The sequence below is a fragment of the Arthrobacter sp. U41 genome (assembly GCF_001750145.1).
Taxonomy (GTDB): Bacteria; Actinomycetota; Actinomycetes; order Actinomycetales; family Micrococcaceae; genus Arthrobacter.
Genome location: NZ_CP015732.1, coordinates 3,382,254 through 3,395,233, shown reverse-complemented (window position 1 = coordinate 3,395,233; position 12,980 = coordinate 3,382,254). Strand labels below are relative to the sequence as shown.

At 67.4% G+C, this 12,980-nt stretch carries 8 protein-coding genes; 3 read left to right on the top strand and 5 right to left on the bottom strand.

The window, feature by feature from the left end; translation table 11 throughout:
- Positions 1-74: 74 nt before the first annotated feature.
- The 5 genes from uvrA to ASPU41_RS15425 form a co-directional block, all read right to left on the bottom strand.
- Entirely contained in the window at positions 75-3,044 is a 2,970-nt protein-coding gene (uvrA, locus tag ASPU41_RS15445; RefSeq protein ID WP_069951649.1) for an excinuclease ABC subunit UvrA, read from the bottom strand.
- An 89-nt stretch (positions 3,045-3,133) separates the two neighbouring features.
- The gene (locus ASPU41_RS15440; RefSeq protein WP_069951648.1) at positions 3,134-3,526 is read right to left on the bottom strand and encodes a GntR family transcriptional regulator; all 393 of its coding nucleotides are present in this window, start codon (positions 3,524-3,526) and stop codon (positions 3,134-3,136) included.
- Positions 3,523-5,319, bottom strand: coding sequence for an ABC transporter ATP-binding protein (locus tag ASPU41_RS15435; protein WP_083266701.1), 1,797 nt, complete (start codon positions 5,317-5,319; stop codon positions 3,523-3,525). Before ASPU41_RS15435 ends, ASPU41_RS15440 begins: the two co-directional genes overlap by 4 nt.
- 200 nt (positions 5,320-5,519) lie before the next feature.
- Positions 5,520-7,232, bottom strand: coding sequence for an ABC transporter ATP-binding protein (locus tag ASPU41_RS15430; RefSeq protein ID WP_083266549.1), 1,713 nt, complete (start codon positions 7,230-7,232; stop codon positions 5,520-5,522).
- A gap of 163 nt (positions 7,233-7,395) precedes the next feature.
- Entirely contained in the window at positions 7,396-8,175 is a 780-nt protein-coding gene (locus tag ASPU41_RS15425; RefSeq protein ID WP_069951647.1) for a trans-aconitate 2-methyltransferase, read from the bottom strand.
- Positions 8,176-8,318: 143 nt separating this feature from the next.
- Here ASPU41_RS15425 and ASPU41_RS15420 point away from each other — a divergent pair, with 143 nt between their 5' ends.
- The 3 genes from ASPU41_RS15420 to ASPU41_RS15410 are packed head-to-tail and all read left to right on the top strand — an operon-like array spanning position 8,319 to position 12,835.
- Positions 8,319-10,865: a DEAD/DEAH box helicase gene (locus tag ASPU41_RS15420; protein WP_069951646.1), complete on the top strand. Its 2,547-nt coding sequence runs from the start codon at positions 8,319-8,321 to the stop codon at positions 10,863-10,865.
- A gap of 55 nt (positions 10,866-10,920) precedes the next feature.
- The gene (locus ASPU41_RS15415; protein ID WP_069952745.1) at positions 10,921-11,421 is read left to right on the top strand and encodes a GNAT family N-acetyltransferase; all 501 of its coding nucleotides are present in this window, start codon (positions 10,921-10,923) and stop codon (positions 11,419-11,421) included.
- A gap of 52 nt (positions 11,422-11,473) precedes the next feature.
- On the top strand, positions 11,474-12,835 hold the full coding sequence (locus tag ASPU41_RS15410) for an alpha/beta fold hydrolase (RefSeq protein WP_069952744.1): 1,362 nt from the start codon (positions 11,474-11,476) through the stop codon (positions 12,833-12,835).
- The last annotated feature ends 145 nt before the right edge of the window (positions 12,836-12,980 follow it).

The following is a 12,980-nucleotide window of genomic DNA, read 5'->3' as shown; positions in this document are numbered from 1 at the left end:
AGGGAATATATCCGGGAGTTCGCGGCCGGGGCACCCGCCGGTACTGCAGCGGATGCCCCGGTGACGGGCAAGCCTCAGGCCAGGATATCGGCCAGGAAGGCTGCCGTGTGGCTTTCCGTCGATTTGGCCACCTGTTCCGGCGTTCCCGAGGCGACAATGCGGCCACCGCCCGAGCCGCCATCGGGGCCCAGGTCCACGATCCAGTCCGCGCTCTTGATGACGTCGAGGTTGTGCTCGATCGTGATGACCGTGTTGCCCTTGTCCACGAGGCCCTGGAGCACCAACAGCAGCTTCCGGATGTCCTCGAAGTGCAGGCCGGTGGTGGGCTCGTCCAGCACGTAGATGCTGCGGCCGGCGGAGCGTTTCTGCAGCTCCGCAGCGAGCTTCACCCGCTGCGCCTCGCCGCCGGAAAGGGTCGTGGCCGGCTGGCCCAGCCGGACGTAGCCGAGACCGACGTCGACGAGGGTCACGAGGTGCCGGGCGATCGGCGAGAACGCGGCGAAGAACTCGGCGCCTTCCTCGATCGGCATGTTCAGCACATCGGCGATCGTCTTGCCCTTGTAGTGGACTTCCAGGGTTTCGCGGTTGTACCGGGCGCCGTGGCACACCTCGCAGGGCACGTAGACGTCCGGCAGGAAGTTCATTTCGATCTTTAGCGTGCCGTCACCCGAGCAGGCCTCGCAGCGGCCGCCCTTGACGTTGAACGAGAACCGGCCCGGGAGGTAGCCGCGGACCTTCGCCTCGGTGGTGTCGGCGAACAGCTTGCGGATGTTGTCGAAGACGCCCGTGTAGGTCGCCGGGTTGGACCGCGGGGTCCGGCCGATGGGGCTCTGGTCGACGTGGACCACCTTGTCGAGGTGCTCCAGTCCCTGGATGGATTTGTGCCGCCCCGCCACTTGTTTGGCGCCGTTGAGCTTGTTGGCCAGCACCTTGTAGAGGATTTCGTTGACCAGGGTGGACTTCCCGGAGCCGCTGACGCCGGTCACCGCGGTGAACAGGCCCAGCGGGAAGGTGGCATCCACGTTCAGGAGATTGTTCTCCCGGGCGCCGACAACCTTGAGTTCGCGCTTCTTGTCGTATTTGCGCCGCTTCTTGGGGATCTCGATCTGTTTCCGGCCGGAGAGGTAGTCGCCGGTGAGCGATTCGGTGTTCTTGAGCAGGTCCTGGTAGGAACCCGAGTGCACCACCTTGCCGCCGTGTTCGCCGGCGCCGGGTCCGATGTCAACTACCCAGTCGGCTTCCTGGATGGTGTCCTCGTCGTGTTCGACCACGATCAGGGTGTTGCCGAGGTCCCGCAGCCGGGTGAGGGTCGCGATCAGGCGGCGGTTATCGCGCTGGTGCAGACCGATGGACGGCTCGTCCAGGACGTAAAGCACGCCTACCAGGCCGGAGCCGATCTGGGTGGCCAGCCGGATGCGCTGGGCCTCACCGCCGGACAGGGTGCCGGAGGGACGTTCCAGGTTGAGGTAATCCAGCCCGACGTCGAGCAGGAAGGTCAGTCGGGCCTGGATCTCCTTGAGGACCTGGTTGGCGATCTGGGCCTCGCGCCCGGTGAGTACGAGGTTGTCCAGGAAGTGGGCGCATTCGCGCATCGGCAGGCCGGCGACGTCCGCGATGGACTTTCCGTTTATCAGTACCGAGAGCGAGGCCGGGTTCAGGCGCGCGCCGTTGCAGGCGGGGCACGGGATCTGCCGCATGTACTCCTCGTAGCGGTCCCGGGCGGAGTCCGAGTCCGTTTCAAGGTGTTTGCGGTGGACGTACTGGATGACGCCTTCGAAGCCTGTGCTGTACTTGCGTTCCCGGCCGAAGCGGTTGCGGTACTGCACCACGACCTTGTGGTCCTTGCCGTGCAGCACGGTCTGGCGGGTGTCCTCGGAGAGCTTGTCCCAGGGTGTCTTCATCGAGAAGCCGAGTTCCTCGGCGAGTCCGCCGAGCAGGCGGTTCCAGTACTCCGTCGTCGCGGTGCCGAGGGACCAGGGTGCGATCGCTCCTTCCGAGAGGGACAGTTCCCCGTTCGGAATGATGAGTTCCTCATCGACCTCCAGCTTCGTGCCGATGCCGCTGCAGGCGGAGCAGGCGCCGAAGGGATTGTTGAAGGAGAAGGAGCGCGGTTCGATCTCGTCGATCGCGAGCGGGTGCTCGTTCGGGCAGGCGAGGTGTTCGGAGAACGCCCTGATCCGTTCCGGGTCCTCAGCCTCAAGGTCGACGAATTCGGCGAGAATCCGCCCTTCGGCCAGGCCCAGGGCGGTCTCCACCGAATCGGTGAGCCGCTGGCGGATGCCCTCCTTGACCACGAGTCGGTCCACGACCACTTCGATGGTGTGCTTGAACTGTTTGCCCAGCTTGGGCGGATCGCTCAGCTGTATCAGCTTGTCATCGACCCGCGCCCGCGAGTAGCCCTTGGCGGTGAGTTCCTTGAACAGCTCGACGAATTCGCCTTTGCGGCCGCGGACCACGGGGGCCAGGACCTGGAATCGGGTGCCCTCGGGCAGCTCCAGCAGCTGGTCGACGATCTGCTGCGGCGTCTGCTTCGCCACGGGCTCCCCGCAGATGGGGCAGTGCGGGCGTCCAACGCGCGCCCACAAAAGGCGCAGGTAGTCGTAGATCTCGGTGATGGTGCCCACGGTGGAGCGCGGGTTCTTGCTGGTGGACTTCTGGTCGATGGACACCGCGGGCGAGAGCCCCTCGATGAAGTCGACGTCCGGTTTGTCCACCTGGCCCAGGAATTGCCGCGCGTAGGCGGACAGCGATTCGACGTAGCGGCGCTGCCCCTCGGCAAAGATCGTGTCGAACGCCAGGGAGGACTTACCCGAGCCGGAGAGTCCGGTGAAGACGATGATGGAGTCGCGGGGCAGGTCCAGGTCCACGTTGCGCAGGTTGTGTTCGCGCGCTCCCTTGACGACGAGCCGGGACATGTCCGGACGTTTCACCGCGGGGCTGGAGTCGTCCCCGCGGCCCGGTTTTGCCGGACCGGTCGGAACTGAGCCCATCGGAATGGAGGTCTGGGAATCAACGGCTGGATCTTCAGCTACGGCTTTAGGCACGCTACCAATGCTAATCGAAAACTTCTTCGAATATCCATTCCCGGCTGTGTCCCGGGCCCGGGAAAGCGGCCCTGTGTGTTAGCGGAATGCTACTCGCGGTCGTACGCGGCGGCGAGCAGCTGCACGGACTCGGCGAAGCTGGCGCCTTGGGCCTTTGCGGCGGCGGCGAACTCGGCGGCGGCGGCGGAGAGGGAGCTCCAGGCCTCGTCCCGGGCGCACACCACGGTCCCGTTCCGGCCCCGGGTCACCACGACGCCGGCGGCCTCCAGTTCCTTGTAGGCGCGGGCCACCGTATGCGGCGCGACGCCCAGTTCACCGGCGAGGCTCCGGACGGCAGGAAGTTTGGTCCCGGGCGCCAGGGTCCCGTTGTCGGCCCGTTCGATGATGTTGAGGCGCAGCTGTTCAAAGAGGGGGACGGAACTGGCCGGATTGGGCCGCCAGGGACCGGGAAACGGCGGGGCTGATGTTTCGGTGGGGGTCACTGTCCGGGCTCCTGGGCTCGCTTGGCTTGTTCGCGGCGGGCGAACTGCGCCTCGTACAGTTTCAGGTACAGGCCGCCCCTGCCCATCAGTTGCCGGTGGGTCCCCTGTTCAACGATCCGTCCTTGATCCATGACCAGAATTAGATCAGCGTCCCGGACGGTGGACAAGCGGTGGGCAATGACGAAGCTGGTGCGTCCCTCGCGAAGCCGCTGCATGGCCTGCCGGATCTGCACTTCGGTGCGGCTGTCCACCGAGCTGGTGGCCTCGTCGAGGACCAGGATGTTGCGTGCGGCCAGTTGAGCTCTGGCGATCGAGATGAGCTGGCGCTGGCCGCGGCTCAGCGAATCACCGTCGTTGCCGAGCATCGTGGCGTAGCCCCCGGGCAGGGCCCGGACGAACTGGTCGACGTGGCTGGCCTGCGCCGCGGCGGCGATCTCGGCGTCGCCGGCTCCGGGGCGGCCGTACTCGATGTTGTCCCGGATGCTGCCGGTGAACAGCCAGGTGTCCTGCAGCACCGTGCCGAAATTGGCCCGCAGTTCATCCCGCGTCAGCGCCGTGATGTCGGCGCCGTCGACTGTGATCCGGCCGGAGTCCAGTTCGTAGAAGCGCATCAGGAGGTTCACCACGGTGGTTTTGCCGGCACCGGTCTGCCCCACGATCGCCACGGTCTGCCCGGGTTCCACGGCGAAGGAAAGGTCCTGGACCACGGGCGAGCCCGGCTTGTAGCCGAAGGTGACGTGCTCAAAGGTGACCCGGCCGGCGGCGTCCGACGGTATGGCACTGGATTTCCACGCGGCAGGTGCCGTGGCCGGTCCCGCAACGGTCGCGGCGGGACCGGCGGGGACCGCGGCCGGAACCCGGGCAGGCTCCGGCGGGATCTCCGGCGCGTCCAGGAGCTCGAAGACCCGCCCGGCCGAGACGAGGCAGGACTGTATGAGGGTCAGCATGCCGCCGATCTGCCCCATTGGCTGGCTGAAGAGCCGGCTGAACTGGATGAAGGCTTGGAGACCGCCGATGGTCATGGCGCCTGCCAGGACCTGGAGCGCGCCGACGACGGCAACGGCGGTGTAGTTGAGATTGGACACAAAAACCATCAGCGGCTGCACAAAGCCGGACACGTACTGTGCGCTGGCACTGGCCCGGCACAGTTTGTCGTTGCCGTCCTTGAAACTGGCTGCGGCCGCTTCCTGCCGGCCGAACGCCTTGAGGACTTCGTGGCCGGTGAAGAACTCCTCCAGCTGCGCGTTCAGCTCGCCCGTGCTCCCCCACTGCTCGGTGAAGTGGGCCTGGGATTTCCGGGCCACCAGGACGGTGATGAGCGTGGACACCGGGACGGTAACCAGTGCGATCACGGCCAGGACCGGGGAGAGCCACAGCATCATGGCCAGCGCTCCGGAGAGCATGAGCAGGGACAGGATCAGCTGGTTGAGCAGCTGGTTGAGCGCCTGGGCGATGTTATCGACGTCGTTGGTGGCCCTGCTCAGCACATCCCCGCGGTGCTGCTCGTCAAAATGGCTGGACGGCAGGACGTGCAGCTTCTCCTCCACCGAGGCCCGCAGCCCGTAGCTCAGGCGCTGCACGGCAACGGCTGTCAGGGCACCCTGGATCCAGCTGAAGACGGAGGCCCCCAGGTACATGACGGCAACAGCGGCCAGCAGCGCTGCCAGTTTTTCCTGGTTGAAAGATCCCCCGATCACACCCTCAACCACGACGTCGGTGGCGTCGCCGAGGACTTTCGGCGCCGCCACGTTGAGCATCACGAAGGCGCACGTGGCGGCGAGGACGCCGGCCATCCGCCACTTCGATGGCCGCAGCAGCCCGAGGAGCCGTCCGGCGGTCCGCCAGCGGATCCGCCCGCCCTTCGTGGTCACCTCGGGAGTCACGCCCGGGAGGGATTCACTGCGGCCGCCGGACGGGGTGTCCACCAGCGGCTGGTCCCTGGCCTCGCGGGCAGCGGGGGCGTCGGTCCCCGCGTCGAGCGACGGTTCGGGGGTCACAGGGTCTCCTCCAGCACGAGCTGGGAGGCGGCGATCTCCTGGTAGCTCGGCGAGGAATCCATCAGGTCGTGGTGTGTCCCCTGTGCCACGAGGCGGCCGTCTTCGAGGACCAGGATCAGCCCGGCGTCCACAATGGTGGCGATCCGTTCGGCGACGATCAGTACGGTTGCTGTGCTCAGCAGCGGCCCGATCGCCTCCCGGAGCCGGAGGTCGGTGCCGTAGTCCAGCGCCGAGAAACTGTCGTCGAACAGGTACACGGGCGCCTCGCGGAGCAGGGCGCGCGCGATGCACAGGCGCTGTCGCTGTCCGCCGGAAAAGTTGGTTCCGCCCTGGCTTACCGGCGATTCCAGCCCCTGCGGCAGTTTCCGGACAAAATCCTCGGCCTGAACGGCTTCGAGTACCCGCCAGAGCTCCCCGTCTGTCGCCGCCGGGGCAGCCATCCTCAGGTTCCCGGCGAGGGTTCCGGAGAACAAATAGGCATGCTGGGGGACAACGGCGACCAGGCTCCGCAGGGTGTCCAGGGGCAGGTCCCGCACATCGCAACCGCCGATGCTGATCCCGCCGCCGGTGGCCGCCAGGAACCGCGGCAGCAGGTTCAGCAGGGTGGTCTTGCCGCTGCCGGTAGCGCCGATGACTGCCGTCACGGTCCCGGGAACGGCAGTGAATGTGATGTTGTCGAGGACCGGAGCCTCGGCGCCCGGGTACGCGAAGGAGACGTTTCGGAACTCTACGGCGTTGCCCGCGGGTGCGGCGGCGCCCGGACCGTCCGTGATCGCGGGCGCCGTGTCGAGGACCGCCTGGACCCGTTCCGCGCAGGCGGCCGCTCGCGGCGCCGTCATAAAGACGTACATCGCCATCATGATCGCGATCAGGATCTGCAGGATGTAGGCGATAAACGCCGTCAGCGCTCCCAGCCGCATTTCGCCGGACTGGATCCGGTGCCCGCCGAACCAGACCACAGCGACCGAGGAGAGATTAACGACGAGCATGATGACCGGCATCATTCCGGCGACCAGCAGTGCGGAACGCAGGTTGTTCTGCGTCAGGGCCCTGTTGGCCACGGCGAAGCGGCGGATCTCGTGGCCCTGGCGGACAAAGCCGCGGATGACGTTGGCGCCGATGATCTGCTCACGCAGCACCCGGCTGATCCGGTCGATAAGTTCCTGGCCCTGCCGGTAGAGCGGAACGAGGCGGCGAACGATCAGGAACATGATGACCGCGAGCACCGGAATCACCGCGACGACGATTCCGGACAGTGCGACGTCCTGGTGCACGGCCAGCACGATGCCGCCGATGAAGATGGCGGGCGCGGCGACGAGCATCGTGAACACGAGGACCGCAAGGTTCTGGATCTGGGCGACGTCGTTGGTGGCCCTGGTGACCAGGCTGGCGGCGCCGAACACACCGACTTCCTGCGAGGACATCAACTGCACCTTGGCGAACAGCTCCTCGCGCAGTTGCCGGCCCAGCTCCATCGCCACGACCGCGCCCAGGTAACCGGCGGCGGCCGCCGCGGCGACCTGCACCACGGCGATTGCGGCCATCCAGGACCCCAGGCTCAGGATCGCCGGGACATTGCCGGTGACGATCCCGTCATCGATGATGGCCGCGTTCAGGGTGGGGAGGAGGAGGTTGGCCACCGTCTGCACGAGCTGCAGGACAACGATGGCCAGTACGGTCCCTTTGTGGGCGGCCAGCAGCCGGCCCATCAGGCCAATAAGCACCAAACCTCCATCGCTGGACCAGGGCACAGATCCAGATTCGTCACCGACAGCCGCCCCCACGCTGCCTCGTCATTGTAAGCACGATCACAGAGTGCTTCGTTGCCACGCGGTGTCCGGCCGGTCGTGGTCCGGAAAAGCCGTCCGGGGGTCATTGTCTTTTGCGGGCCACGGCGAAGACCCGGCGGAACGGAAACACCGTTCCGTGCGGGCCGGTCGGGTAAGCCTCGGCCAGCCTCGCGGAGTATTCGGCTTCAAAATCACTGGCCTCCCCGGCCGACAGGGCGGCGAGCACCGGCCGCAGTCCCGTGCCGCGGACCCACTCCAGTACGGGGTTCCTGCCGGGGAGGAGCTGGAAATAGGTGGTCTCCCACGCGTCCGCATCGCAGCCGGCGTCGAGCATGATGTTCAGGTAGTCATCCGGCTCGCCCACCACGTCGTCGTGGCGGAGCACTCCGGCGAGCCGGCCCGCCCACTCCGCGGATTCCGCCAGCCCGCGCATCAGCGTGTGCGAGGGCGAGTTGAAGTTCCCGGGCACCTGCAGGGCGAACCAGGCACCGGGCTTGAGTGCCGCGAGCCAGCCGGCCAGCATTTCCCGGTGGCCGGGAACCCACTGCAAGGCTGCATTCGTGACAACGACGTCGGTCTCAGCCGGGGGCGTCCAGCCGGCGATGTCGGCCAGGTCGAAGGAGAGATTGGGCAGCTGCCGGGTGTGGACAACGGATTGGGCCAGCATCTCCGCCGAGGAATCCAGGCCCGTCACCTCAGCCATGGGCCAGCGCTCCGCGAGGGTTGCCGTCAGGTTCCCGGGGCCGCAGCCGAGGTCGACCACGCGCCGGGGAGCGTCCGCGTGGACCCGGGCAGTCAGGTCAAAGTAGGGCCTGTCCCGGTAATCTCCGAACTGCACGTACTTGGCGGGATCCCATTTCACTGTTGTCCTCCAGTCACCGCAAACAATGCGAAGTACGAAGCCTATCCCCGGACCGAACGGCGGCACAGGGGCCGCCCGCCCCTACCGCGCCCCCGACGCCGCCGACGCTGGCGCCCCCGCGCCGGCCACTAAGCTGGTGAGCAATGAAACTTGTTGATCAGCTCCCCGCCCCGGCCCGACGAGTCACCAGCCGTGCCGGCCTGGACCCGGACGAGCTCTACACCCGCTTTGTCGAGTGGACGGAAACCCGGGGACTGGCCCTGTACACCGCCCAGGACGAGGCCATCATGGAACTCGCCTCGGGCGCGAACGTGATCCTGGCGACCCCCACCGGCTCCGGGAAATCCCTGGTTGCCATCGCCCTGCACTTCCAGGCGATGGCCCGCGGACAGCGCAGTTACTACACCGCGCCCATCAAGGCCCTCGTCTCGGAGAAGTTCTTCGCCCTGTGCGAGATCTTCGGCGCCGAGAACGTCGGCATGATCACCGGAGACTCCGGCGTCAACCAGGACGCCCCGATCATTTGCTGCACCGCGGAGATCCTGGCCAACATCGCCCTCCGCGAGGGCGCCGCCGCCGAGCTCGGCGCCGTCATTATGGACGAGTTCCACTTCTACTCCGACCCGCAACGGGGCTGGGCCTGGCAGGTCCCGCTGCTGGAAATCCCCCAGGCTCAGTTCCTGCTGATGTCCGCCACGCTGGGCGACGTCAGCCGCTTCGAAGCCGGGATCACCGGGCTGACCGGCCGCCCGACGACGACCGTCAGTTCGCTGGAGCGGCCCATCCCGCTGCACTATTACTACGAGCAGACACCGGTGCACGAGACGCTGGAGGAACTCCTCGCCACGAAGCAGGTGCCCGTCTACGTCGTGCACTTCAGCCAGGTGGAGGCGATCGACAGGGCCCAGAACCTGATGAGCGTCAATGTCTGCACCCGTGAGGAGAAGGACAAGATCGCCGAGCTGATCGCCGGTTTCCGCTTCGCCGCCGGTTTCGGCAAGACCCTCAACCGGCTGGTCCGGCACGGCATCGGCGTCCACCACGCGGGCATGCTGCCCAAGTACCGCCGGCTGGTGGAACAGCTCGCCCAGGCCGGGCTGCTCAAGGTCATCTGCGGCACCGACACGCTGGGCGTGGGCATCAACGTCCCCATCCGCACCGTGCTGCTCACCGCGCTGAGCAAGTACGACGGCGTCCGCACCCGCCTGCTGAATTCCCGCGAATTCCACCAGATCGCGGGACGGGCCGGACGGGCCGGTTACGACACCGCCGGGACCGTCGTCGTGCAGGCCCCGGAGCACGTCACGGAGAACGTCAAGGCGATGGCCAAGGCCACGGCCAAGTTCGGCGACGACCAGAAGAAGCTCCGCCAGGTGGTCAAGAAGAAGCCGCCGGAGGGTTTCGTGTCCTGGGGCGAACCGACCTACAAGCGCCTGGTGGAGTCCGTCCCGGATCCGCTGACGTCCAGCTTCTCCGTGACCCACGCGATGCTGATGAACCTGATGGAACGGCCGGGCGATCCGTTCAAGGCCGCGCGCCGGCTGCTCACCGAAAACCACGAGCCGCGCTCCTCCCAGCTGCAGCTGATGAAAAAGGCCCTCGGAATCTACCGTGAACTCCTCGCCGCCGGCGTGGTGGAGCGCATCCCGCCTGAGGAGCAGGGCGCAGACGGCAGGACCGTCCGCCTGACGGTCCACCTGCAGGCCAACTTCGCCCTGAACCAGCCGTTGTCCCCCTTCGCGCTCGCGGCGCTGGAACTGCTGGATCCGGAGTCGCCGTCGTACGCCCTGGACGTGGTGTCCGTGATCGAGTCGACACTGGAAAAGCCCCGGCAGATCCTCTCCGCGCAGCAAAAGAAGGCGCGCGGCGAGGCGATCGCCGCGATGAAGGCCGACGGCATCGACTACGACCAGCGCATGGCCATGCTGGAGGAGGTCACCTACCCGCAGCCGCTCGCGGAACTCCTCGGCGAGGCCTTCGACGTCTACCGCCGGGCCGCTCCGTGGATCGGCGATTTTGAGCTCGCGCCCAAGTCCGTGGTCCGGGACATGTACGAACGCGCGATGAACTTCGGCGAGTTTGTCCAGTTCTACGGACTGGCCCGCTCCGAGGGCATCGTGCTGCGCTACCTCGCCGACGGCTTCAAGGCGCTGCGGCAGACCGTTCCGCAGGACGCCCTCCGCGAGGACCTCGAGGACCTCATCGCGTGGCTCGGCGAACTGGTCCGGCAGGTGGACTCCAGCCTGCTCGATGAGTGGGAGGAGCTCACCTCCGGTAAGGCGCCGACGCCGCACGACGCACCGCCGCCGCCGCCGCCCTCGCTGACCTCCAACGTCCGCGCCTTCCGGGTGATGGTCCGCAACGAGATGTTCCGCCGGGTGGAGCTCTTCGCGGACGAAAACGCCACCGCCCTTGGCGAGCTCGATTCCGCTTCCGGCTGGGATGCCGAGCGCTGGGAGGACGTGCTGGATGATTACTTTGATGAGCACGACGACATCGGCACGGGCCCGGATGCCCGGGGCCCGGGACTGCTGATGATCACCGAGGAACCGGGGGTGTGGAAGGTCCGGCAGATCTTCGAGGACCCGGCCGGCAACCACGACTGGGGCATCTCCGCGGAGGTGGATCTTGCGGCATCGGATGAGACCGGCACCGCAGTCGTGAAGGTGACGGACGTGAACCGGCTCTAGGCCCTCCGGGGGCCCGGATCAGGCAGCTGCGGTCCGGCCCTAGTAAACTCGGATGATGAGTGTAATCCGGCCCGCGACGGCGAACGATGTCCCCGCAATCCTGCAGATGATCCACGATCTGGCAGTCTACGAGAAGGAGCCGGACGCCGTCCGGAACACCCCCGGGATGCTCACCGAGGTCCTGTTTGGCGAGAACCCGCGGGTGTTCGCCGCGATGGCGGAGAATGAGGCCGGGGAGGTCCGCGGCTTCGCCCTCTGGTTCCTGAACTACTCCACCTGGGAAGGCGTCCACGGCATTTACCTCGAGGACCTTTACGTGCGGCCCGAGGCCCGCGGTGAAGGCCACGGCAAGGCGCTCCTGCAGCACCTGGCCGCGACCGCCGTCGAACGCGGCTATGCGCGCGTCGAATGGAGCGTGCTCGACTGGAACGAGCCCTCCATCAATTTCTACAAAAAGCTCGGCGCCGCCCCGCAGGACGGGTGGTCCACCTTCCGGCTTACCGGCGAGGCGCTGGAGGCCTTTGGCGCCGCCCGCGAGGCCAGGGCCCGTGGCTGACCGGCCGGCTGCCGGCCGGCCCGTGTCCGGTCTAGCCATAACCGACCTGCCCATGACCGGGTCAGTTGCCGCGGACCTGCTTGAGGACGCGCGGCCGCCGGTCCCCCACACCATCAGGGCGCGGCACGAATACCGCGGCATGCGCACCGCCGAACACTACTTCGAAGTGCCCCTGGACCACTCCGGCGCCGGCCGGACCGCCGGCGAGACCATCACCGTCTTCGCCCGCGAATACGTCGCCACTGACCACAGTGAGGAAGACGCCGCCCAGCTTCCGTGGCTGCTCTACCTCCAGGGCGGCCCGGGCGGGCGCGGCAACCGCTTCCCGGCGCTCGGCGGCTGGAGCAAGGCCGCCGCCAGGGACTTCCGCATCCTCATGCTCGACCAGCGAGGCACCGGGCTGTCGTCCCCGATCGACCGCAAGTCGCTGCCGTTGCGCGGGAACGACGCTGACCAGGCGGAGTACCTCGCGCACTTCCGGGCGGATTCGATTGTCGCCGACGCCGAGGCCATCCGGCAGGCCCTCGGGTCCGGGCCGTGGACAATCTACGGCCAGAGCTACGGCGGGTTCTGTGCCCTCAGCTATCTCTCCTTCGCTCCCGAAGGCCTGCGTGAAGCCCTGATCACCGGGGGGCTCGGGCCGCTCGCGGGGCCCGCGGACCGCGTCTACCGGTCCACTTTCCGCCGGGTGGCGGCGCGCAACGCCGAATACTTCACACGGTATCCCGAGGACCGGGAAGCGGTCACGCGGATCGCGCGGCACCTTCGGGACACGGAGGAATTCCTGCCCGACGGCGAACGGCTCACCGTGGAACGTTTCCAGATGGTGGGTTCCTTTCTGGGCGGCAACACCAGGCTGGATGCCCTGCACCACCTGCTGGAGGATGCCTTCATCGGCACCCCCGGCGGCGACCGCCTGTCGGACGCCTTCCTTGACCAGGTCCGCGGGCTCGTGTCCCGGTCCGGGAACCCGCTGTATGCGCTGATGCACGAATCCATCTACGGCCAGGGCGAGTCCACGGACTGGGCCGCCTGGCGGGTGCTGCAGGATTTCCCGGAGTTCTCCCCCGAGGCCCCCGAGCCGCTGCTCACCGGCGAAATGGTCTACCCCTGGTACTTCGAGCAGGATCCCGCACTCCGGCCGCTGTGGAACGTGGCCCGGCTCCTCGCCGAAAAGGACGACTGGCCGGCGCTCTACGATGCCGAACGGCTCGCGGATAACACCGTGCCGGTGGCCGCTGCGGTGTACACCGGCGACATCTATGTCGACCGCGATCTCTCGCTCGAAACCGCCGCGGCCGTCCGCGGACTGCAGGTCTGGGAGTCGGCGGACTTCCACCACGACGGCATCGCGGACGACGGCGAGGGTATCTTCGCCCGGCTGCTGGGCCTGACCCGCTCCGTCCGGGACTGAGCGGACGCGGTCCGATCCGCGGCTAGGGCGTGTCTCCTGGTTCCTTGAGCCGGATGGTCGCCCGGAAGGACGTAATCGTCCATCGCAGGGAGCGCGGAAAGCGCACGCCGCGAGCTGTTACACCCGAAACCGGGACCGCCCACGG